Below are 23,950 nucleotides of genomic sequence, written 5' to 3' on the forward strand. Positions count from 1 at the left end.
AGCACATGTATTTCCATCCACTCTTCCTTGTGTAGCACTCAGGTCTCGCGCAAAAGACCTGACTTTACAAAAAAGTGGCTCAGTTTTACTTTGCGCGAAGTGGCTCATTTTTACTCCGCGCGCAACACCTGGCAATAGTGCATAGTGAGGTAAGCCTTTTCGACCAACTGCGACCACCAGTTGGGATCGTAGCGTTTCCAAGCCTCTAATGTCTCTGGATCGGTCACGAGCTTCGCTTTGTCGAGGGCCTCGACAATTTGGTCAGTGACTTTTGATTCGATGCTCGATATAAAAGGTGCAATAACAATAGACGCGTTGGAGCAATCTGTTTTACTGCCATCATTCACAACGCGTCCCTCTACGTACTTTCTTCGAGGTAGTTGCCATCTGGGGCGAACATGACAGTCGAAGTGACTGGTGCGCACATATGCATCCAACTCGATTGTATTGGCCCCATCAGCATAACCCGCAAAATTCAACCCTACTAATTCTGCGTCGAGTATCCCACCTATGGTCCCGCTCGATGCATTGCGGATAGCTTTGGCAATCTCTGGTTCCATGGCACGTCGAATTTGAGCAAGATCCAATTGAATTCTCAGAGGCACCTGGGCTACCTGAGAAAATCCGACGTACGCTCCAGGCGGAATATAGGCCCATCCATCTTTGGCATCAGCAACGCACCCTGAGAGCAACAGCGAAGCAGCCAGCAGATTTCGTCGGAAAGCGTCTTGTAACATCGCTGTTACCTCAAACCTGTGGTACTTTGGCGATATACCAGAGCTGAGGCGCAGTTGCCACATTAAAACCTAGGGGTTTGCCTTCACCGCGATTGAGGAGCGCTACCATATCCTGAATGCAGGTGGCATTTGGAAATGTTCCCGCTTGGTAAAGATAGCTAATTTCATCAGGATTTTGGCCTGGCTCAACAAACATGTGAAAATCATTTCCCCCAGAAAGCGCGCACCAAATTTTGTTGAGGCCCGTAGGTATAGGCAAAGAGTTGAGCCAGTTCTCAAGGGCGGCTGGCCACCCAGTCCCATTAGCCACGGCATCACTCGCAGTAAATACCAAATTTTGATAGTTTGGAGCCGGGGTACCCATCTGAAAATCTTTGCGCTTAATTACCCACATCTGAGCTGGGCTGCCGACGTTGTACTGTACCGGGATGCCCCGACCTAGCGATAGGAGTTTCAACATTTCATTTGTACCTAAGCCATGGGGTGGCAAAAATGCGAACTCCAAATCTGGGCCAACCGGGTCACCAGGTTCTCGAACTTTTGCCCAAACATGAAAGTCGTCCCCTGCCGATAAGCAAGCGCATACTGCTTCTAACCCATTCTTATGAGGGGGAGTATTGAGAATAGTTTCAAGCTCAGCCTTCCAATTACCAATCGCACTTGCTTTTCGGGTGTAATGTCTCCACTCGCTCATTTTCTCCTCCTTAGTTTTAGTCCTATTGACACTGCTATAACTGCTATCCATGCACGCGACCGACTTCACCGTCAATCGATAAATCTGACTCATCTTTCTATAGACGCTTAGCCGGGATGAAAGATAAGAATGGCACAATCCTAATTCGAAAAATACGATAAAAGTCACCTGACGTTGCAGAATTGGCATGCGGCCGCACAGATATTCGCAGTACCACGGTAAGCCGTGTGCATTCAATGTCAGCTTCATTACGACAGTTCGGCATGGCTCCTTGCAAGTGACTTGAACGATACCGAGAATGCATTACGCTTCTCGGGCGAGGCACGAAAGAATGCGAATCACGACGTTACTTGCCTAGAGGGCAATTTGCAGGTGGAGCAGAACACAATGGGTCGCATGCATCAAGGAACACACCCTTTTCTTCGCTCTCAGGCATGTACCACTGTTTTAGCTCATTCGTTACACGACGCCCGTCATAACCGAGTTTGATCACCGAGTAGCACGAGGCTAAGTCGGTGTGAGTCAGCCGCTCTAGCGCCTTAATGCGACCTTCATTAGGTAGGAGTTTGCTGTCAAGATATTGCACGTTCATCAAACGCTGAAAAGCACCGGTATTAGCTGCACTTATGCGTAGTCCGTCTTTTACTCTGACGGCGAATGGTTTCTTCGACTCATGTGTATGGCCATATACGTACACACTCAGTCGACCATTCTGGCGATCGTATAATTCCTGAATACGTTGCTTCACCATCGCTGTACCATCTGGATCAAGGGCTCCCCGCACTCCTGTTGCAAGAGATTTCTCGCAAAGAGGATTCTTCGATCCAGCACTTTGTAGGTCGAGTTGACCTCCTTGTAATGTCGCCATTCGCGTACACAATGCACGTGCTTCTTCTGGTCTCAGTTGCTCGGCTGTTGCCTTAAGCGCTCCACGTAATGCGTCTGCACTTTCAATTGCTATGGTTCTCTGCCCCAATGGGTTTTCGAGCGTTAGTAACGTGTCGCTAAGACATGCTTGACAACGTTGCACCTCTTCTTCGCTGAGTTCCTCATTTCCATTTGGCAAATTAAGTGCCTGTACTTTTTGATAAGTCGAAGTTTGTAATAGGTTGAACTTAATGAACTTCGCCATATCAGCCCATTTAGTGCCAATTTCTTCACTATAGGTCTTATAGATCTGGGCTCCGGCCGAGTCAGGCACGATATTGTCGACCAAAGGAAACTTAATCTCAACGTCGTTGTATAAGGACTGAACGAAATTCTCGCCCCATGGTCGGAAGTAACGCACTTCGGTGCCACATGAGAGCTTTACGTTCCCTGGCCAATATGGGAACGAATTCACATCAAATGCTTGCTGATGTCCGTGCTCGACAATAATTTTCCCATCGTCGGATGTGAAACTTCCATTTGAGGCTCGTGTGAAGCGATCCCTTCCTTTATTGATCTTTGTACTGATTCTTTCCCAAATTACATCATCTATTAGCGCCGCGTCATGATTGCCTGGAATAATGGTAACGGCGTTATTGGGAGATACTAAAAATGCTTCGATACTGCGAAACTCATCGGGATGTGCCGTAAGCACATCATCCACAATGCGCTGCATTTCTTCGACCGTACATCCACACTCCGTGTCTTTAAGCTGTGCGCATGCCACTGTCGGATGCTGCCACAACTCGAGGAAGTCACCTGCAATTACAAGATGTGCCCCCTTCGGGTTATCAGCACTAACTTGCTTGAGAAACCCATCGAATGCCTTGGGCCATCGAAAGTCCTCCATGGGATGCCAGCGCCCATTCAATTTGCCAACACCAAGATGAAGATCGCTGATAACAAAGATTGGCCGTGGGCCAGGACCTGATGTAGACAGAGAGAGCAATTGGCCTTGTGCGCTAGATACGAACCATGCCAAGACCAGAATGAGCCATTTGCGCATTATTTAATCGCTCCACAGATCGAAGTATCGGGATCCCCGACAATCATGAGAAAGTTGGCTGCTATACGGACAGCCTCATTGTTATCTTGCGGATCAGGGCCGTTAAGTATCCGTTGGCGAGCCAGCCGGAAAATTTCTGAAAGAGTCGTATCTTTTTCTAGCTTTGATGCCACAGTCTTCACATTTTCGAGAAAACGAGCTGCTAATCGACCAGGCACAATCACTGGACTAATAACCGCCGCGCGCATGTTTTTTTCATTTAATCGTTCGAGAAACATGGCACCGTCATTGTCTTTGTCCCCAATTGCGCCAAGCGAACATGCCATCAAAATACCGACTGAGCCGTTCTTAAATTTTCGCGAAACCTGCTCTGCGGGAATGCCTTCTATCCTCTTCCTCTTTTGTGTATCTGCGAGAAATCCACGGCCGTGATGTGCCAACAGTACCAAAGCTTCTGGCCTCTCGCACATTGGCGAACTACTTGTTAAATATCCTTTAAGGAGATTTAGGTCATCAAATGTTGCGGGGCTACGATGATGCAATGGTTCAACTATTGAAGGTACAAGCGTGCGCCGCCAGGTTTCAGTGAAAGCTGCGTCCGTTACAATTAATCCAGAAGTCCAGTCGCTTATGCACTTCGTAGGGCCGAGTACAGGTGGTAGTGGAATCGGTAGTGGCTGCACAAAGTCTAGATACTTTCCTAGTGCCTCGCTCTCGGAGTAGCTAATCAGTTGGACAGGGGCGTAGTAATTTCTATTTGCAACGATGTTGCGTAAATTTACTTGCACTCGATCATTTTTTGATGTGGATGCAAGAGAACGAAGCTCTTGCAGAGCAATATTACCATCGCATGGATCTTCATCACTATCGCCGTTCGTGGCGCAATCAAAAAGTGTTTTTGTCAGTTCTCGACTGACAAGCTTTAGGTCGAGCGCATCGGACCCTATATTGTCATTAATGTATTCGCTCAGGTCGCGGAGTGCTCGTTCCAGTGGGCCTTTCAGTACCCATGAAATGGGGTCTTGGTCTGCGTCACGTGCCTTCTGAAAACTACCAATGGCGAAATCTTCAAAATCCAAGATTCCAAGCCTTGCCACTGCCTGTTTTTCGTCCGATACCTCAAACCAAGGCATAGCGCTTGGTCCCACGGAACGTGAAATTGAAGTAGTAACGCATTGCGTTGCATCCTGGTCACCTACCATAGCATTGACTCGCCAAGATGTTACAAGGCGCCGAGTAGCTTTACTTGATACTACCACCACAAACGAAATACATCCCGGTTCGATCGGGATGAACGCACTCGACAGAATAGTGTTGTCCCCATCCTCAAACTTGATTGCGTTGTGCTCTCTCGACATTTCGTTGAGTTTTCTTGTCGTAATCTTATCTTGTATAAGGGTCCGAGTAAGAGTATCGCGACTAATAGTGACCATCGACAATAGGGGTTTTCTAGTACGGAACTTACCAACTGGAACAACTGTGATGTTGTAGGGCTCAAAATCAGGTAAATAATCCTCTGTCTGTTGTAGTTCAATTTTTTCCCGAGGATTGTCCGCACCATTCTTTTGCGCGTTAAAATCAAGTGCAGAAAAAGCAAGCCTGAATCGATAAAGTTTTCCAGTTTCCAAAGTAACCGGTTGCTCACTGCCGTCATCCGAATCGATCCATGAATTCCAAAAGAGGCGTGGATGTATCGGTTGGAAATAACGAATATCTGTAAGTGACGTGGTTTGAGAAACCAGTTTGTCAACTGTAATTGTCTCGAGAGCACCACAATTCTTTGTCGACGGATACCATACTGCTATTTTTTGCAATGAAAATGCTGTATTAGTATCATTTCCGTCTTCCGCCACTAACGCTGCACTTTTTGGCCAGATCATTAAGGAACCGAGACGTGATTCCCCTTTTCTCACTGGCCGCAGACCAAACTTCCCGGGTGATTTTAAAATCGCCTCGGTGTTTATCTTTTCATTACTGGGATACCTACCATGGTAGGCATAAAGGACTTCTCTTAGAAAATTCCGTAATGGAAGCAATTTGTCGCTCATGAGGGCTCCCCCCTCACATTGCTTGAAAGTATTTCGATCAATTATCGAAATACCTGCTCCGAACTGCGACCACTCCAAGCATTCCTTGGCAGCTTTTTGCTCTTCTACGCTATGAGCGGTTCTGGGTGGGGTCGTTGGATTTACGCAGACACTAGTACGCGTCGCAAAGGCAACGGAATCTTCCGCCAAAGCTGGCAAAGTGAAGCATAAAATTAGAAGCCGGATAAAAACTGAACCGATTGAGACATTCATAATGACTCCAAGAACGGACAGAATGAAATTGTCAAACAGTAAAGTTAAAGATTGAATAAAGTAATGCGTGAATGAATTTCTTCATTCAAAATTTTGCCAGGTACATTATTGTAATAATAATTATTAATTTTGCATGAAAGGTGTGTAGATAGCTGTATTAGTAGGAATAAAAAGTGCGGACCATGCGCGTTAACCACGACGAAGCGCTTGCTTATGTTGTATATAGCCCGAACAGACAGTTTGTCTACGACAAGGTCAATTTTACAAACCAACCAAAAGTTTTTTGATCTACTTCAACCATAGCTGCTAAATGCATCAACATTCTCACCTTTTGTCACGAGTGGTTGAATCGCAACACTTTGTGAAAAATTGAGATTACCTCTCTTGAGTCACCAGACGAATTCTGTGGATATTCTTACAGTATAAGTAGGGTGCGAATGCACTCTGTGGAAATCGGGCATTAAAGAGACATTAGCTATGCTGCGCATTAGGTGTCGAGATGTGCAGCTAAGCGCCTGGTATAGGGCGAGCTGTGCTTGCTCTTCATCCATTCTTGCGTGCACTGGGCTAGCCAGTTTCTGTTCTCGAATTAATTGCAAAGGAATAGCCACGAGATGCAATCGAGATTATTGCTCATCCGTTGATAGATTTCCCTTATTTCAGGACGAGCTAGCGCCAACCCTGCGGGTCTAAGTTTGTGATCCAAGGTTCTTCGAGATAAGGAATTACAACTTTCCTCCTCCAGGTAACGTAGCGCATCTTGCTCACCACTGGGTATTGCCATTCCACGTCCAGTCGAAGTTGTACTTCCACCTGCAACCTGCCTTCTGGTCAAGGAGGCATTGACAGATCGAAGCCGTCTTTCGTGCGAAGGGGTAGACGCAGGTCGCCTAACAAAAATCCATCTCCTAAATGCGCTCGGTGAACGTTGGGTTGTTCGCGAGGAGGGCAAGGCGGAGAACATCGTTTTTGAGGGAAAAGGGGCCGTAATACGCAAGTTACCTACGCCGCGTAAGTCGAAGAAAGAGAACTCCTGACCTGTTAGCGAGCGCCTTGGTTCGTATAGTGGACTTGGATGGGCGGGGTTGGCTTGCCGACCGGGAGCGCCGCAATGCTAAATAGCAGCAAGCGTCAGGCTGGACAAGTACAAGGTCGTGGCGGCCTGCTCGTTCAACCAGGCACGCACCGGATGCGGCTCCGGTTTCATAGCTTCGGAAACGACGTTGGCATCCAACACCATCATCAGTCAAATCCCAGCGGCGTAGCCGGCGTCTGATCGCGGCCCTGCTCCAGCACATCAACCCCCTCATTGGTCAAGCCGATTTGGTGGCCTAAGTCCACCAGCGTATCGCCCATGCGTACACGGGCTGCCGGTTTGACCGCCAACGCGAGAATTTCCCTAACCTCGGCTTCAGTGCTGCGTCCGTACTGTCAGCGTAGCTATGCTATCCCTTCATTTAAATGCATTCACTGGATGCCGTGTCTCATGAAATGCTTTCAATTCTGGCTTGTGTTGATGGAGATGCAGAGGCGTATGGATGCCACCCTGGCAACCTAGCTCAAGTTCAAATTACTTGTTCAAGTTCGTTTTCCCAGCTGCCACTTACGAGCACGCGGCAACGATATGGTTCCGAGATTGTGGAACGGCAAAGTTATGCTTCCGGCTCCTCGGAAAGCGGGCCTGCGGGCATATTCCATCCCGGGCGACGAATGCACCTGGGAGACGCCTCTGGCAATGTTATGCATCCTGCCGCGGCAAAGTTATCGTTCTAGCGACAGAATGTCATGCCAACAAGGCATGGTACATTTTCCATTCATCTTCAGCATTGCAGTACCGAAGTGGTTACTCACCAACCGTTTCCAGGAGTCTGCGTGTCCGGTAAATCCTCCCGCCCCCTGCTGCTCGGCGTCTTTTTCCTGTCCGGCGTCTCCGCCCTGATTTACCAGGTCGCCTGGCAGCGCCTGCTGTTCGGCGCCTTTGGCGTCGATATCGAATCCATCACCATCATTGTCTCCACCTTCATGCTGGGCCTCGGTTGCGGGGCGCTGGCGGGCGGGCAACTGGCCGACCGGCTGGGACACCGCACGGTCGAACTGTTTGCGCTGTGCGAATTGGGCATCGGCTTGTTCGGCCTGGCCAGCACGGTGCTGATCCCGGCCGTGGGCGCGCGCTTCCTGCACAGCAGCCTGCCGGTGATCGCGGCCGCCAACTTCCTGCTGATCCTGCTGCCGGCCAGTCTGATGGGCGCCACGTTGCCGATGCTGGTGGCGCACCTGTTCCGGGACAATGCCAATGTCGGCCTGTCGATCGGCAGCCTGTACTGGGCCAATACCATGGGCGCCGCACTGGGCGCGCTGGCCGCCGGCGTGCTGCTGTTCCGCTACCTGACACTGGACCAGTCGATCTGGCTGGCGGCCGCCGGCAATTTCCTGGTGTCGGGGTCGGTCTACGTGGGCCACGGCCGGGGGCGCGCATGAATGGCGGCGTCCCGGGCGCGGCGCGCTGGCTGTCGTTTTTCATGGGCTTTTTGAGCCTGAGCCAGGAAATCCTGTGGGTGCGCATGGCCGGTTTCATTTACCACGGCGCCCCGCAGGCGTTCGGCGCCATTCTCGCGCTGTACCTGCTGGGCATAGCGCTGGGCGCCTGCTGGGGCAAGCGCTATTGCGCGCGCGAGGGCAACCTGTTCCGCGTGGCCGCCGTGATCCTGCTGGTGGCCGCAGTCATGGACTGGCTGTTCCCGTGGCTGGTGGTGATGGCCTTCGGCGTGCAGCGCGGCGTGGGGACGGCGGTGCTGATGCTGTGTGTGCTGGTGACGGCGCTGTTGAAAAGCATGGTGTTCCCCATTGCGCACCACCTGGGGTCGAGCGCCAGCGCGGCCAACGTGGGTTCGTCCGTGTCGCGCGTGTATTTCGCCAATATCGCCGGTTCCACGCTGGGCCCGCTGGTGACGGGCTTTATCGTGCTGCAACTGTGCACATTGCAGCAAAGCCTGGCGCTGATGGCGGGCGCGACTCTGATGGTGTCCGCCTTTTGCCTGCACGCGGGCGGCGGCCGTTTGGCCCTGCCCGCGCTGGCGGCCGCGACGTTGGTGGCGGCGGTGACGGTGGCGGCAATACCCGATGTCTGGCTGGGCCGGCTGGTGGCCGCCATGGGGACCGGCGGCCATGCGTTCAAGGGCGCCGTGGAAAACCGCTATGGCATTGTGCACTGGCTGGACGGGGGCGCCGACGGCGACATCGTCTATGGCGGCAATGCCTACGATGGCCGCATCAACACGGATTACATGGTGGACAGCAACCTGATTTCCCGCGTCTACCTGCTGGCTGCCGTGCAGCCCCGGCCCAGGCGGGTGCTGGTGCTGGGCATGAGCGGCGGGTCATGGACGCGCGTGCTGGCGAATTTCCCCGGCGTGGAGCACATCGATGTGCTGGAAATTAATCCCGGCTACGTGGACGTGATCCGCCGCTACGACGCGGTGCGGCCCATCCTGGCCGATCCCCGTATCGTCCTGCATGTCGACGATGGCCGGCGCTGGCTGAAGCGCCATCCGGATGAGCAATACGATTTGCTGGTCATGAACACCACGTTCCATTTCCGCGCTTACGTCACCATGCTGCTCAGCGACGATTTCCTGCGCATGGCGCGCAGCCACCTGCGTCCAGGCGGCGTGATTGCCTTCAATAGCACCGATGCGCCCGATGTCTACAAGACGGCCGCCGGCGTGTTCCGCCATGTCTACAAGTTGCGTAATTTCGTGGTGGCGGGCGATACCCTGGCCTTGCCGGACGAAGAGGAAGCCGTGCGCCGTGTGGGCGCGCTGGTCGATACCGGGCAGCCGGACGTGCAGGCGCGCGTGCGGGAGGATTACCGGCGTTTCGAGCGGTATGACGAAGCCGTGTTTGCCCGGCGCGCGGGGCGCAGGCTGTCCACCATCACGGACCAGAACATGCTGACGGAATTCCGCTACGGCGACAGCCTGCTGGATAACCTGGGGTGGGCCCCCAGGCACTGAGGCGTTTATATCTTAGTTATACGTGTACTGGTAATAACCGGAACCGTAACCGTTGACGGTCTGCTTCTTGCCCATCACGTATGTATTCTGGATGGCGCGGTCGTCGCCCAGCATTTGCAGCACGAACAGCTTGTCTTCGATGGTCGTGGTCTTTTGCATGCGGAACTTCAGCAAGTCCGTGGCATTCGGATTGATGACGACAAAGTCCGCCTCATTACCGATCTTGAAGCTGCCGACCTGGTTTTCCAGGCTCAGCGCGCGCGCCGCACCCAGGGTGGCCAGGTAATACGCCTTGACGGCTTTCAGCGGATTGACCGTGTCCGGATCGTCGACAAACGCCTTGCGCAACTGCGTCATCTTGTACGCTTCATTCATGGTCTGGAACGCATTGAAGCTGGTGCCGGCGCCCACGTCCGTACCCAGGCCCACCTTCACGCCATACTGTTCCGCCTTTTGCAGGTTGAACAGGCCGCTGCCAAGGAACATGTTCGAGGTCGGGCAAAACGCGATGGCCGAGCCGGTTTGCGCCAGCGACTGGAATTCATCGTCGCGCAAGTGCACGCCGTGCGCGTAGACGGAGCGGTTGCGCGACAGGCCGAAGCTGTTATAGACGTCCAGGTAGCCGGTCGACGACGGGAACAGCGATTGCACCCACGCGATTTCACCCTTGTTCTCGGACAGATGGGTGTGCATGTACACATCCGGGAATTCCTGCAGCAACTGGCCGGCCTTGGTCAACTGTTCCGGCGTGGAGGTCGGGGCGAAGCGGGGCGTGACGGCGTACAGTGCGCGGCCGTTTTTATGCCATTTCTGGATCAGCGCCTTGCTGTCCGTATACGAGCTGGCCGGGGTGTCCAGCAAGTAGTCCGGCGCATTGCGGTCCATCATGACCTTGCCGGCAATCAGGCGCATGTTGCGCGTCTGTGCTTCCTCGAACAGCGCGTCAACGGAATTCGGGCTGACAGTGCCGAACACCAGCGCGGTCGTGGTGCCATTACGAACTAATTCATTAATAAATGTTTTAGCGACGCCTTTGGCATAAGTTTTATTCGAGAATTGCTGTTCCGTCGGGAACGTATAAGTATTCAGCCACTCGAGTAATTGTTCCCCGAAAGAAGCAATCATTTCTGTTTGTGGATAATGCACGTGACTATCAATAAATCCGGGCATCAATATTTTCCCGGAATAATCGACAACTTGAATGTAGGGGTAATTGTTCAGGACGGTATTGGCGGGGCCGACGGCCTTGACTTTGCCGTCGGTGCCCACCACCAGCACGCCGTCTTCGTAGTATTCATAGGGCGTCTGGCTGACAGCGGGATCCGCCACGAAATGCAGGATCGAGGCCCGATATGCCGTGGTTTGATATTGCGCAAAAGCAGGGGCAGTAAATGAAAGTACAGCAGCGGTAATTAAAGCTTTATAGCATGTAGAAAGTTTCACTTTTTAAGTCTCCATTTTTAAATTGTTTTGGCAGGTTTTAATGCCGCTACAAAATCTAAAGGAGTGCTATTTGCGCATTATATTTATTCGATTATGTGTCATTAATGCATCCAATATGTTGTGCGGATAAACAACATATTGGCGACAGCCTCGCCCCCCTGTGCATAATTTCTCCATATTTCCGATTGATAATGAACAGCAATAAAAATCCTTGGGGGAAACCATGACAGTGCATCTGAAACCAATGGCCGGCGCCGTGCTGGCTGCCTGTGCCGCCTTGCTGGCCGGCTGTGGCGGGTCCACCGATACCGGCGCGGGCGCCAGCCAGGCGGTGCGTGCACTGATGGGCGGCGCGGTGCAGGGCGCGCCTGTCAACAGCACCGCGACCAATGGCGTGGCGACCGTGGCGTTTGCGGGCAATGCCAGCCGCTACACGATCGCCGCCAGCGGCACCGGCTATACGGTGACGGATACCGAAGGCAGCGATGGCGCCGTGACGGTGACGCGTACGCAGCGCCTGCAATTTGCCGACACCAATATCAGCCTCGATGTGGACGGCATCCCCGGCAAGGCTTACCGCCTGTACCAGGCGGCGCTGAACCGCACGCCGGACGTGGCGGGCCTGGGTTACTGGATCAGCGTGCTGGACGACGGCATCAGCATGAACGCCGTGTCCGCATCGTTCATCGCTTCCGCGGAATTCAAAAGCCTGTATGGCGCCAATCCCTCCAACGGTGACATGGTCAACGCGTTTTACCGCAACGTGCTGCACCGCGACCCGGACCAGGCCGGTTACGCCTATTGGCTCAACATCCTCGACAAGAAGCTCGATACGGTCGACAACGTGCTGTCCTTCTTTGCCGCCGGCAAAGAAAACTATGACGCCGTGGCGCCCACCATCGCCAACGGCATCCGCTATACGCCGATGAGCCGCATCGCCGTCACCACCGTGCCGGGCGCACCCACCATTGGCGCGGGCACGGCCGGCAATGGCACGGCCAGCATCGCGTATACGGCGCCGGCATCGAATGGCGGCAGCACCATCACCGGCTATACCGCCACCTGCAGCGGCAACAATGTCAGCAAGACCGCCACCGGCCTGACCAGCCCCTTGCTGGTGACGGGCCTGACCAACGGTGTGGCGTACACCTGTTCCGTCAAAGCCGCCAATGCGCAGGGCAGCAGCCTGGCGTCCGGCACTGTGACGGTGACGCCGGCGGGCGCCACCACGCCGACCGATCCGGTCACCCCGAGCGTGACCGTGCCGGGCGCGCCCACCATCGGCGCGGCCACGGCGGCCAGCACCAGCGCCAGCATCGCGTTCACGGCCCCCACGTCGACGGGCGGCGCCGCCATTACCGGCTATACCGTCAGCTGCACGGGCGGCGGCGCCACCAAGACCGCGACCGGCACCGCCAGCCCCGTCGCCGTCACGGGCCTGACCAACGGCACCGCGTACGTCTGCAGCGTGAAAGCCGCCAATTCGGCCGGTTCCAGCGCCGCCTCGGCGACGGTCACGGTGACGCCGACGGCCGGCAGCACGTCATCCGGCACCAGCACCACGGCGGGCGTGTATTGCAGCTATACCAACAGCACCACCAATCCCACCACCAGCATGGCCAGCACGGCGGCGGTCAGCTGCACCAGCACGCAGCGCCGCTTCACGGGCAATGGCGTGCCGGATCACAAGGTAGGCACGTTCCCGAATTCCGGCAATCCGAATACCATCGGCCAGATCACGGTCGACTTCACCACCACGGTCACGCCGGCCGTTGTCAGCAGCACCGGCACGGCGGTCGACCATATCCTCGGTTACGCGATGAACAGCGTGAAGTACGACCCGTCGACGGCGGAAAGCTATCAGAACGCGGGCGTGTGGAAAATCGAAGCGCTGAACCAGACCTACTTCAAGTTCGGCACCGATACCAACAATGCGCACGTGCAGCCGGACGGCGCTTATCACTACCACGGCATGCCGGAGGAATACATCACCAAGCTGGGCAAAGGCACGTCCACCATGACGCTGGTCGGCTTCGCCGTCGACGGCTTCCCGATCTATGCGCGCTATGGCTACAAGACGGCCGGCGACGCCACCAGCGGCGTGAAAGTCATGACGTCCAGCTATCGCATGAAGACCACGGCGTCAAGCGGCCGGCCTTCCACGTCGATTGCCGCCATGGGCACGTTCACGCAGGATTATGAATACGTGGCCGGCCTGGGCGACCTGGACGAGTGCAACGGCCGTACGGGCGTCACGCCGGAATTCCCGAACGGGATTTACCACTACTACATCACGGACAGCTATCCGTACATCCAGCGCTGCGTGAAAGGCACCGCATCGTCGACCACTGGCGGCAGGTAAATGATGTCTGGCAAGTCCTGGCGGTGGGGGCGGCTGGTATGGCTGATGTTGTGCGCCATGCTGGCCGTACCGGTGGCATGGGCGCACCTGATGCCGTCCGGGCAGGGGGCGATACGGCTGGTGGGCGACTCCGCCTATGTCACGGTGGCCGTCCCCGTCGCCGCGCTGGCCGGCTTCGACGACAACCACGATGGCCTGATCAACGCCGCGGAAATCAATGCGCACCGCGACATGCTGAGCATGCAGCTGAACGCCATGTTCGAGCTGCGCAGCAATGGCCCGCACGGGCCGCTGGGCCGCGTGCTGTTCGAAGACATGCTGCTGTCGCACCCGGGGCCCGGCACGGAGCAGGGGCAGGGCGAAGCGGAATTTGCGCTGTTGCGGCGCTACCAGTGGGACGGGCCTGTCACCGCGCCGTACATCTCCGTGCGCATGTTCCATGCGGACGCCACCGCCGGCAAACGGTTGGCCTTGCAAGTGATCCGGGGCGACGAAACGGAGCTGGCGGTGCTGACGCGCGAGCGCCACGCGCACCAGTATTTCGCGGGGCCGTGGGCCGTGTTCCAGGACTTCACGCGGCTGGGCGCCGAACATATCCTGCTGGGCCCGGACCACTTGCTGTTCCTGCTGACCGTGCTGGTGGTGGGCGCCGGCTGGCGCTACTGGCTGGCGGTGGTCACCAGCTTTACCGTTGCACACAGCATCACGCTGGTGGCGTCCGCGCTCGGCTATGTCAGCGCGCCGTCTGCCGTGGTGGAACCGCTGATCGCCGCCAGCATCGTGCTGATGGCGCTGGATAACCTGTGGCGCGGACCGGCTTCCGCCCGGCACCGGCCCTGGCTGGTATTTGCCTGCGGCTTGCTGCACGGGCTCGGTATCGCCACCGTACTGGTGGAAATGGGCTTGTCGAGCGGCAACCGTGCGCTGAGTTTGTTTGCATTTAACGTGGGCGTCGAGCTGGGCCAGGTCGCCTTTGTGTCGGCGGTACTGGCGTTGCTGGTGCTGGTGACGCGCCGCTTGCCCGCGCATTGGCAGCCACGGTTGATGCGCGGCGGGTCGGCCGTGGCCGCCGCCACGGGTGCATGGTGGCTGGTGGAACGTATCGTTGCTTAATAGAAATAAAGCGGAAATACAGGGAAGATACAAGGAATTACAGGCAATACTACAGCCTGTAATTCCTGATGTACGGGAACATCGATTGCGAAAACTGCACGAAAATAATATCATTGGTGAAGTTTCCCTAGCGCACGCGTAACTGCTACGCGCGTCTGTCTTACACCCACCTCCGACGCGGTCATTGCAGTTGATGATCGTTGCTGTGGCGCAAGAATGTCAATCCGAACCCTGAAGAAGCCCTGATTATGAGCAACGATCTCCGCCAAAAAACTGTAAGGGCGATGGGGCACCTTGGCTTGGGCGGAGCGGCGGGAAAGATCGTGTCGCTGGCGTCGACGCTGGTGCTGGCGCGGTTGCTGACCCCGGCCGATTATGGCTTGATGGCGCTGGCCATGGTGGTGATTGGGTTCGTGTCGTTTTTCAATGACGTGGGCATCGGTTCGGCCATCGTCCAGAAAGAAAAGCTCACCGACGAAGAAGTGAATGGCTGTTTTGCCATTTCCATCATGACGGGCGCCGTGCTGGCGCTGGTGACGGGCTTGCTGGGCGGCGTGTTTGCCCACTATTTTGGCGATGCGCGGCTGCAAGCCATGATTGCCGTGCTGGCGTCGGCCTTCTTTATCGGCGCGACGTTTACGGTGCCGCAGGCATTCCTGCGCAAGGAAATGCATTTCAAGGCCATTGCCGGCATCAATTTCCTGTCGGTGCTGATCCAGACCGCCGTGTGCCTGGCGCTGGCGGCCGCCGGTTACGGCGTCTGGGCGCTGGTGTCGAGCTTCGTGGTGCAAAACGTGGTGCAGGCGATCGGAACGTTTTACCTGTCGCCGTGGCGTCCGCGCGGCCGTGTCGGCTACCGCGCCGCCGCCGGTCTGGTGACGTATGGCATCCACGTGACGGCCAGCCGCATCTTTTATTACATCTATTCCAGCGTGGACAAGCTCGTTATCGGCAAGGTGCTGGGCAGCCGCGCGCTGGGTATCTATGAAATGGCGTTTTCGCTGGCGACCTTGCCGACCGGGCAAATCACCACCATGGTCACCAATGTCGCCTCGCCGGTGTTTGCCAAGCTGCAGGACGACCATGAACGCTTGCGCGGCGCCGTGCTGTCGCTGACGCGTGCGCTGGCCTACGTCACCTATCCGGCGCTGGTCGGGATGCTGGTGTCGTCGCATGAACTGATCCCCGTGGTGCTGGGACCGGAATGGGCGGAAGTGCAACTGCCGTTTGCCGCGCTGTGCCTGATGGGCTTGATCAAATCCGTCGATCCGCTGCTCTCGCAACTGTTGATCGGCACCGGGCACGCGAAAAAACTGTCGGCGTACACATTGCTGTGCGGCATGACGATGGCGCCCGCCGTGCTGGCCGGCGCCTGGCTCGATGGCTTGCGCGGCGTGTCGATCGTCTGGGCCGTGGTGTACCCGATCCTGTCGGTGCGCCTGCTGTCGAATGCGTGCGGCGTGATCGGCATGCGCATGCGGGACTACTACAGCAACCTGGCGCCCGTGTTGCTGGCGGCCTGCGTGATGGCGGTGTGCGTGCTGGTGGTGCGCTGGGCCGGCCTGGCGGCGGGCTTGCCGGTGCCGGCGATGCTGGTGCTGGAAGTGGCGACGGGCGCCATCGCGTATGGATTGTGGATCGTGTACGGGGACCGTAACGGCTTGTCGGAATTGCGCCAGATTATGCTGGATGTCGGCATATCGAAGCAGCGCCTGAACCGCTGGCCGTTTACCCGCTGCGAACAGATTTGAGGAGCAGTATGGCCAGATATGAAACGCCAGCCGTCGTGCTGGGTGGGGGATTGAATGCATTGGGCATCGTGCGCAGCCTGGGCAGCGCAGGGGTGCCGGTCATCGTCGTCGACAGCGACCCTACTGCGCCCGCCATGCGGTCGCGCCACGGGCGCAAGGTGCAGTGCCAGGCGCTGGAAGGCGAGCCCCTGTTCGCCACGCTCGATGAGCTGGCGCGCGGCTTCGGCAAACCCGTGCCGCTGTTCCTGACGGAAGAAAAAACCGTGGTGTCCGTGTCGGAACAGCGTGAGCGCCTGGCCGGCCGCTACCTGGTGCGCCTGCCGGAACACGAGCGCCTGCTGGCGCTGATGCACAAGCAGGGTTTCCAGGAACTGGCCGAAGCCTGCCATTCCGCCGTGCCGCGCGCCGTGCGCCTGGCGGGCCTGGAAGACTTGCCGAAAATCGAAGCCTTGACGTATCCGTGCGTGCTGAAGCCCAGCGAAAAAAGCTACGAATACGGCGCGAAATTCAAGAAGGCGTACAAGATGATGTCGGCCGAAGAGGCGGCGAAACAGTACCGTGAAATCCACCCGGTGCTGGCTGACATGATCGTGCAGGAATGGATCGAAGGCAGCGATTCGGAAATCTATTTCTGCCTGCAATACATCGGCGCCGATGGCGAACCGTGCGCGTCGTTCACGGGCCGCAAAATCCGTTCGTGGCCGCCCCGCATCGGCGGCACGGCCAGTTGCACGGCCGCATGGGAAGAAGACCGCGAACTGGCCGCCATGACCACCCGCTTCTTCCGCGACGTGGGCTTCACGGGCATGGGCAGCATGGAATACAAGCGCGACCTGCGCGACAACAAGTTCTACATGGTGGAGCCGACAGTGGCGCGCACCGACTTCCAGGAAGAAGTGGCGTCCATCAACGGCGTCAACCTGCCGCTGGCCGCCTATTGCTATGAACTGGGCCTGCCGCAGGCGGCGCCGCAAAAGCCGGCCGTGCCCCGGATCTGGCGCGACCCGCAGGCGGACCGCTGGTCGCAGCAGGAAAGCCAGGATGGCCCCGATGCGCGCTCGCAATCGCACGCCATCTATGACGCGTACTTCCGCTGGAACGATCCGGTGCCGGGCATCGACCTGTTCGTCCATCGCGTGAAGAGCAAGCTGGGCCTGGCGGGCTGACCATGCATGCGATTTCATATGCGGACTGGTCCGGCGCGGAATACCGCGCCGCGCTGCGCTGCATCGCCACGGGCCGGGTGGCCAACGGTGGCAAGATCGCATTGCTGGCGCAGCGCCTGGCCGCGCTGTATGCGCCATCGTCCGTGTATCCGGTGAATTTCGGCCATACGGCGATCCGCATGGCGCTGGCGCTGTTTGCGCAGCGTACTTCCGGCAGCGGCCGCACTGAAGTCGTGATTCCCCGCTATATCTGTCCCAGCGTCGTGCAGTCGGTGCAGGGGGCGGGACTGACGCCGGTCATGGCCGGCGTCGGCACGGACCTGAATCTGACGGCGGAAAGCGTCCAGGCCGTGCTGGGGCCGCGCACGCTGGCCGTCATCGCTCCCCATATGTTCGGCTGCCCGGCCGATATCGGCGCCATCGAACGCGTGTGCCGTGCGGCCGGCGTGTGGCTGATCGACGACGCGGCGCAAGTGGTGGGCATTGCCCGCGACGGGCGCCAGCTGGGAACGTTCGGCGATATCGGCATCGTCAGTTTTGCACAATCGAAAACCGTGGTGGCGGGCGTGCGGGGCGCGGGCGGCCTGCTGCTGGTGAATAACCATGAACTGGATGCGCCGTTGCGCGCGCAATGGCAGGCGCTGGCGCCCGCGCGGGGCCGCCTGCACGCGCTGGTGTTTTTCCTGTTTAACCACGTGTGGAAACGCCGGGCCGGCAACATTGGCTATTATTTCACCCGTATGGCAGGCATGCTGGGCTTTCATCCCCGCCAGTACGATGAAAATGCGAAGATCAGCAACCTCGACGCGGCGCTGGCGCTGGCGCAACTGGGCCGGCTGGAACCCTTGAAAAAAGCCCGCATCGCCGTGGTGGAAGCGTACCAGCGCGCGCTGGCCGCCGTACCCGGGGTGACCATGCCACAATATGCGCCGGGACGTTACCTGGCGCGCGTGATGGTGGCGCTGCCGCCGCACGTGGATGTCGCCGCGTTGCGCGCGCGCCTGAAGGTGCTGGGCGTGGAAACGCGGACCGGCTATCCGGCGCCCGCGGGCAACAGTGGAGATGATGCGTGGATGGGCCGCCTGGTTGGCTTGCCGTTCCGCGCGGGGATGGATAAGGAAGAAGTGGACCAGGTTTGCGGCCTGTTGCGGCAAGCCCTGGAATCAACCAGTCAGATTGGGAAATCAGCAAATGAAGCACATTAGGCAGTTGGTCAAGGATAGCCTGGGCATGACGCCGCAGCCGGTGAATTCCATCGAAACCCATTTGCGCGAAGCGGCCGAATGGCTGCTGCGCGCGCAGGCCGGCACGCCGGACGACGGCGTGGCGCACAGCTATAACGTACAAACCAGGAGCTGGGCAGCGTCGTATCCGGAAACCACCGGCTACGTCATTCCCACCCTGCTGGAATATGCGAAGTACTATGACGCGCCCCGCTTCAAGGAAGCGGCGCTGAAAATGACGGACTGGGAATGCGACATCCAGATGGAAGATGGCGGCGTGCGCGCCGGCACCATGGATGCGCCGATCGTCGCGCCCACGATTTTCAATACGGGACAGGCGCTGTTCGGCTGGGCCAAGGCGTACCAGGACACCGGCAGCGAGCGTTACAAGCAATCGCTGATCCGCGCGTCGGACTGGCTGGTCGATGCGATGGACGACGATGGCGCGTGGCGCCGTTTTGCTTCGCCGTTCACCACCTCCAAGCTGAACAGCTACAACACCCGCACCGCGTTTGGCCTGGTGCGCGCGGCGCAGGCGCTGGGCAACGACGAGCGCTACCTCGCGGCCGCCGTGAAAAACGTGGAATGGGCGCTGAGCCGCGCCGAGCCGAATGGCTGGCTGCCGGACAATTGCCTGCTGGCGCGCGACAACAAGGCCGCGCTGACGCACACCATCGCGTATTCGATCCGCGGCTTGCTGGAAGTGGGCGTGGCGACCGGCCGTGACCAGTTCGTCGAGCACGCGCTGGGAATGGCGAAGCACGTCGCGAAACTGCAGCGTGCGGATGGCGCGCTGAACGCGCTGTACCTGCCAAACTGGGAAACCTGCGTCAAATGGTCGTGCGTCACGGGCAATTCGCAAATGGCCATCAACTGGCTGCGCCTGGCGCAAATCACCGGCGACAAGTCGCTGATCGAGCATGCCAAGCGCGCGAACCGCTTCAACATGAGCATCCAGGATATCGCGACGGACGACTTGAACGTGCGCGGCGCCATGAAGGGATCGCATCCGATCAATGGCGAATACATCAAGTGGCGCTATCCGAACTGGGCCACCAAGTTCTTCATGGATGGCCTGATGCTGGAACAGCAGTTCGACCGCATCGACAATATCGGTTGAAGCCCGGGCGGCCGGTCAGGAGGTGCCGAAGGCGATGCGCTGGATGGCGGCCGCCATTTCCTGCTGCAGCCCGGCCAGTTCCTCATGCCGGGGCCGGGTTTCCGCAATGAAGACCATGCCCCCGATCAGTTGCGACACGATCAGCGCGGCGCGCAAGTCGCATTGCGCGGGCGCCATGTGCGGATCGATGTCGCGGATCAGGCGCCGCAGATTTTTGCGCGCCCGCGTCAGCATGTTGTCGAACACGTGCGACGCCACCGGATGGCGGTTGGCCAGCGCCGCCACTTCAAACAGCAATCCGCTCTGCATCTGGCCTGCCAGCGTCCCCACGAAATAATCGATCACGGCGCTGAAGCGCAGTTGCGGCGACTCCGTACCGGCCGCGATGCGGTCCATGTCGGCTTGGTAATGCATCAGGGTTTGTTCCAGCAGCGCTTCGATCAGCGCGTCGCGGCTCGGGTAATAGTGCTGTACGTTCGACAGGCTGACACCGACCCGCTGGGCGATGCTGCGCATCGACAGCGCCGCATAGCCTTCCGTGGCGAGGAGGATGCGGGCCGCTTCCATGATGGCGGCCGACCGCTCGTAACCCTTGGTGGTGGTGTTGGATTCCTTGCCGCGCAAGGGACGTTTCGTGTTCATAGCCGCAATTATAGGGTGCCGGGACAGGGTGCCCGAAATGCACGCCAGGTCACTGAGCGTGTACACAGGTCACCGGTGTGAGTCCCGGACGCGACAGTAACCGTTTTGTAACCAGTATTTTTAACTGTCGCCACCCGGTGATTGATGTAGGATGGGTCCTACATCTTTGTAGGCGGGTTATGCACGCAGTTTCTGTTCTCTGGATGCGCTTGGGCCGCGCGTTGTTACCGCTGGCGTTCATGGCGTGCACGCTGCATGCCGGGCCGGTTGCGGCCCAGGGGGACGAGCGGGCCGTGCTGAGCGATGCGGAGCAGGCCTGGGTGCGCGCCCACCCGGTGGTGACGCTGGCGGTCGACCAGAACAATCCCCCGCTGAACTTCCGCCGCGAAGATGCCGACGCCGCATCGTTTGGCGGCGCCTCCATTGATTATGCCAACCTGATCGCCCGCAAAACGGGCCTGACGGTGCGCTATACCGGCTCGACCTGGGATGAAGCGCTGAATAAAGCCATGGCGCACGAGGTCGATGGCGTGATGGGCGCGCGCGAACGGCCGGAACGCAAGGCCCGCCTGAATTTCACGGCGCCCTACCTGGAATTCCCGATCGCCATGGCGGTGCCGCCGCAGATGCCGGAAGTGCGCACGCTCTCGGATTTCGGCAAACGCCGTATCGCGGTGGTCAAAAATACCGTGCGCATTCCCGTGCTGCGCTCGCGCTGCCCGGAATGCGTGCTGGTTGAAGTGGACACGCCGGCCGATGGCGTGGCGCGCGTGCAGCGCAATGAAGCGGATGGTTTCTTTGACGATTTGCCCGTGGTGCAGCGGCACCTGGCGCAGGGCGGCGTCAAGCTGAAAATCGGCCTGCTGTATTACTACTCGGAAGCGGCCACCGTCCGCTTCGCGCTGCGCAACGATGAATCGCTGCTGCACACGATATTCGACAAGGGCCTGGCGGCGATCCGTCCCGACGAACATGCGCTGATCCGCGCGCGCTGGCTGACGGCGGCCGAAGGCATCCCGGTGCAGCGCGACTTGCCGCTCAGCGAAGCGCAGCGCGCATGGCTGGGCGGCCACCAGACCATCCGTATCGGCTACGACACGCATCGTACGCCGATCGAATGGAAAGGCGACGATGGCGCGCCGCGCGGGATATCGATTGAATTCATGCGCCGCGTCGAGCAAATGCTGGGCGTACGCTTTGAATTGCTGCCCTACGACGGCCTGACCGCGCTGCTCGATGCGATGCAGCGGCGCGAAGTGGACATGATTGCTTCCGCCGCGCAGGCGACGGCCCGGCAGGGATACCTGCGGTTTTCCGAACCGTATATCAGCACGCCGGTGGTGCTGTTTTCCGCCGTCGGGGCGTCGCCGCCCAGCCTGGCGAACCTGACGGGCAGGAAAGTCGCCGTGATCCACCGCACGTCGCTGGACGAGTGGATGCAGCGCGAATGGCCGGGCGTGGTGCGAGTGCCGGTGGCCAGCGTGAAGGAGGCGGTGGGCTTGCTGCGCAAGGGGGAGGCCCAGGCCTACGCGGGGGCGCTGCTGACAGCGTCGCACCAGATGATGGAAATGGGCGCCAACGATATCCGCGTGGCCGGTGAAACGGATTACACGTACCAGTTCCGTGTCGGCGTGCGTTCCGACTGGCCGGAACTGGTGGCGATGCTGGACCAGGCGCTGGCGGCGATTCCCCGGGCCGAGCGCGACAGCTTCCGCCAGAAGTGGGCCAACATCACGTATGCGCGGGAAATCGATTACCGCCCGCTGGGTGCGCTGCTGGCCGCCATCGTCGTGGCCACGGCCTTCATCGTGCAATTGCGGGTCATGGTCAAGCGCCGCACTGCCGACCTGGAGCGGGAAGTGGCCACGCGGCGTTCGCGGGAAGAGGAATTGCAGCATTACCGGCTGCACTTGCAGGAACTGGTCGACGCCAGGACCAGGGAACTGGCGTCCGCCAAGGAAGACGCGGTGGCGGCCAACCGCGCGAAAAGCGTGTTCCTGTCGAACATGAGCCATGAGTTGCGCACGCCGCTGAACGCCATCCTGGGCTTTTCCGAGTTGCTGCGCCATGAAGACAACGTGACGGTACCGCAGCGCAAGACGCTCGACCTGATCAACCGCAGCGGTGAAAACCTGTTGTCGCTGATCAATGACGTGCTGGACATGTCGAAGATCGAAGCGGAGCGTTCCATCGTGGACCGGGCGCCGTTCGACGTGGCGGTCATGTGCCAGGACATTGCCGCCCTGATGGCGGTGCGGGCCCACGACAAGGGATTGCAACTGGTGCTGGAGCTGGGCGAACCGCTGGTCTCCGTGCTGCATGGCGATGAAACCAAGTTGCGCCAGTGCGTGCTGAACCTGATCGGCAATGCCATCAAATTCACGGAGCAGGGCGGCGTCACGCTGCGCGCCGCCACGGCGGAGCGGGGCGGCGACATCGCTGCGCTGGTGATTGAAGTGGAAGACAGCGGTGTCGGCATCAGCGCGGCGGACCAGGAGCGCGTGTTCGAACCGTTCGTGCAGGTGGACCGCGCCCGTGCCCAGGAAGGCACCGGCCTCGGCTTGTCGATCACGCGCAAGCTGGTGGAATTGATGGGTGGCGCGCTGACGTTGAGCAGTACGCCGGGGCGGGGTTCGTGTTTCCGCATCGACCTGCCCATGCAGCGCGCTTCGCTGCAAGCGCCGCAGGTGCGCTCGGAGCGGCAGGGGCGCGTGGAGCGGGTGGCGCCGGGCCAGCCCGCGTACCGCATCCTGGTGGCGGAAGACCAGATGCAAAACTGGCTGCTGTTGCAGCGGCTGCTGGAAGACGCGGGGCTCGATGTGCGAGTCGCCACCAATGGGCAGGCAGCGTTGGAACAGTTCGAAGCGTGGCATCCGCATTTCATCTGGATGGATAACCGCATGCCCGTCATGAGCGGCATCGAGGCGACGCGCCGCATCCGCGCGCTGCCGGGCGGCGCGGAAGTGAAAATCGTGGCGGTGACGGCGTCCGCGTTCCAGGACGAACGCGATGAAGTGATGGAGTCGGGCATGGATGATTTCATCCGCAAGCCTTACCGCCGCGAAGAAATCTTCGAATGCCTGGAGCGCCACCTGGGCTTGCGGTTCGTGCGTGCCGGCGGCGACAACCCCGGCCTGGACGCCGACATCGAGAACGGTCCGGCGGAGCAGGCGCCGGCGCTGGCGCCGGCCGACCTGGCGGTGCTGCCGGCCGACGTGCGCGCCGCACTGCGGCTGGCCGTCGTCAGCCTGGACCAGCATGCGCTGTCGGACATCGTATCCGGCCTGGACGCGCAGGCGCCCCGCGTGGCGCAAGGCGTGCGCGAGATGGTGGCGGCGGCGCGCTACCGGGAATTGTGTGCACTGCTCGATACGGCATCGGCCGCCATGCCTGCGCAGTAATGTCCGGGCGCAGGTTTCTGACGTACAATCTCAGGCATCTCCGGGCGGGTAC

The 23,950-nt window shown here is 58.7% G+C and carries 15 protein-coding genes and 1 pseudogene; 9 read left to right on the plus strand and 7 right to left on the minus strand.

The window, feature by feature from the left end:
• Positions 1–110 precede the first annotated feature (110 nt).
• The 5 genes and pseudogenes from GJ700_RS32310 to GJ700_RS35960 form a co-directional block, all read right to left on the minus strand.
• Positions 111–737, minus strand: coding sequence for a hypothetical protein (locus GJ700_RS32310; RefSeq protein ID WP_154381884.1), 627 nt, complete (start codon positions 735–737; stop codon positions 111–113).
• A gap of 10 nt (positions 738–747) precedes the next feature.
• On the minus strand, positions 748–1,680 hold the full coding sequence (locus GJ700_RS32315; protein WP_154381886.1) for a hypothetical protein: 933 nt from the start codon (positions 1,678–1,680) through the stop codon (positions 748–750).
• Positions 1,681–1,777: 97 nt separating this feature from the next.
• Positions 1,778–3,364, minus strand: coding sequence for a metallophosphoesterase (locus tag GJ700_RS32320; protein ID WP_154381888.1), 1,587 nt, complete (start codon positions 3,362–3,364; stop codon positions 1,778–1,780).
• The gene (locus GJ700_RS32325) at positions 3,364–5,412 is read right to left on the minus strand and encodes a hypothetical protein (RefSeq protein ID WP_154381890.1); all 2,049 of its coding nucleotides are present in this window, start codon (positions 5,410–5,412) and stop codon (positions 3,364–3,366) included. The genes GJ700_RS32320 and GJ700_RS32325 overlap by 1 nt, the downstream gene beginning before the upstream one ends.
• Positions 5,413–6,753: 1,341 nt before the next feature.
• Positions 6,754–6,907: pseudogene (locus GJ700_RS35960) on the minus strand (VapC toxin family PIN domain ribonuclease); the annotation flags it as partial.
• A gap of 629 nt (positions 6,908–7,536) precedes the next feature.
• Here GJ700_RS35960 and GJ700_RS32335 point away from each other — a divergent pair.
• Both GJ700_RS32335 and GJ700_RS32340 read left to right on the plus strand, forming a co-directional pair.
• Positions 7,537–8,142: a fused MFS/spermidine synthase gene (locus tag GJ700_RS32335; RefSeq protein WP_371868230.1), complete on the plus strand. Its 606-nt coding sequence runs from the start codon at positions 7,537–7,539 to the stop codon at positions 8,140–8,142.
• Positions 8,139–9,677 (plus strand): spermine/spermidine synthase domain-containing protein, encoded by a 1,539-nt coding sequence (locus GJ700_RS32340; protein WP_154381892.1) that lies wholly within the window; start codon positions 8,139–8,141, stop codon positions 9,675–9,677. The genes GJ700_RS32335 and GJ700_RS32340 overlap by 4 nt, the downstream gene beginning before the upstream one ends.
• 12 nt (positions 9,678–9,689) lie before the next feature.
• On the opposite strand, the gene guaD is transcribed toward GJ700_RS32340, so the two are convergent.
• Positions 9,690–11,120, minus strand: coding sequence for a guanine deaminase (gene guaD / locus GJ700_RS32345; RefSeq protein WP_371868232.1), 1,431 nt, complete (start codon positions 11,118–11,120; stop codon positions 9,690–9,692).
• 223 nt (positions 11,121–11,343) lie between these two features.
• Here guaD and GJ700_RS32350 point away from each other — a divergent pair, with 223 nt between their 5' ends.
• From GJ700_RS32350 to GJ700_RS32375, 6 genes are all read left to right on the plus strand, one after another.
• Entirely contained in the window at positions 11,344–13,482 is a 2,139-nt protein-coding gene (locus tag GJ700_RS32350) for a YHYH protein (RefSeq protein WP_154381894.1), read from the plus strand.
• The gene (locus tag GJ700_RS32355) at positions 13,483–14,595 is read left to right on the plus strand and encodes a HupE/UreJ family protein (protein WP_154381896.1); all 1,113 of its coding nucleotides are present in this window, start codon (positions 13,483–13,485) and stop codon (positions 14,593–14,595) included.
• A 248-nt stretch (positions 14,596–14,843) separates the two neighbouring features.
• Positions 14,844–16,346, plus strand: coding sequence for a lipopolysaccharide biosynthesis protein (locus GJ700_RS32360; protein ID WP_154381898.1), 1,503 nt, complete (start codon positions 14,844–14,846; stop codon positions 16,344–16,346).
• Positions 16,347–16,354: 8 nt separating this feature from the next.
• Positions 16,355–17,512 carry a carboxylate--amine ligase gene (locus GJ700_RS32365; protein WP_154381900.1) on the plus strand — a complete coding sequence of 386 codons (1,158 nt, stop codon included), beginning with the start codon at positions 16,355–16,357 and terminating at the stop codon, positions 17,510–17,512.
• A 2-nt stretch (positions 17,513–17,514) separates the two neighbouring features.
• Positions 17,515–18,717, plus strand: a complete 1,203-nt coding sequence (locus tag GJ700_RS32370) for a DegT/DnrJ/EryC1/StrS family aminotransferase (protein ID WP_154381902.1) — start codon at positions 17,515–17,517, stop codon at positions 18,715–18,717.
• Positions 18,704–19,855, plus strand: coding sequence for a prenyltransferase/squalene oxidase repeat-containing protein (locus GJ700_RS32375; RefSeq protein ID WP_154381904.1), 1,152 nt, complete (start codon positions 18,704–18,706; stop codon positions 19,853–19,855). The genes GJ700_RS32370 and GJ700_RS32375 overlap by 14 nt, the downstream gene beginning before the upstream one ends.
• Positions 19,856–19,870: 15 nt before the next feature.
• Here GJ700_RS32375 and GJ700_RS32380 read toward each other — a convergent pair whose 3' ends face one another.
• Positions 19,871–20,497: a TetR/AcrR family transcriptional regulator gene (locus GJ700_RS32380; RefSeq protein WP_154381906.1), complete on the minus strand. Its 627-nt coding sequence runs from the start codon at positions 20,495–20,497 to the stop codon at positions 19,871–19,873.
• A gap of 203 nt (positions 20,498–20,700) precedes the next feature.
• Here GJ700_RS32380 and GJ700_RS32385 point away from each other — a divergent pair, with 203 nt between their 5' ends.
• Complete coding sequence (locus GJ700_RS32385) at positions 20,701–23,898, plus strand: transporter substrate-binding domain-containing protein (RefSeq protein ID WP_195764078.1); 3,198 nt, start codon at positions 20,701–20,703, stop codon at positions 23,896–23,898.
• The last annotated feature ends 52 nt before the right edge of the window (positions 23,899–23,950 follow it).

The organism is Pseudoduganella rivuli (assembly GCF_009674485.1).
Taxonomy (GTDB): domain Bacteria; phylum Pseudomonadota; class Gammaproteobacteria; order Burkholderiales; family Burkholderiaceae_D; genus Rugamonas; species Rugamonas rivuli_B.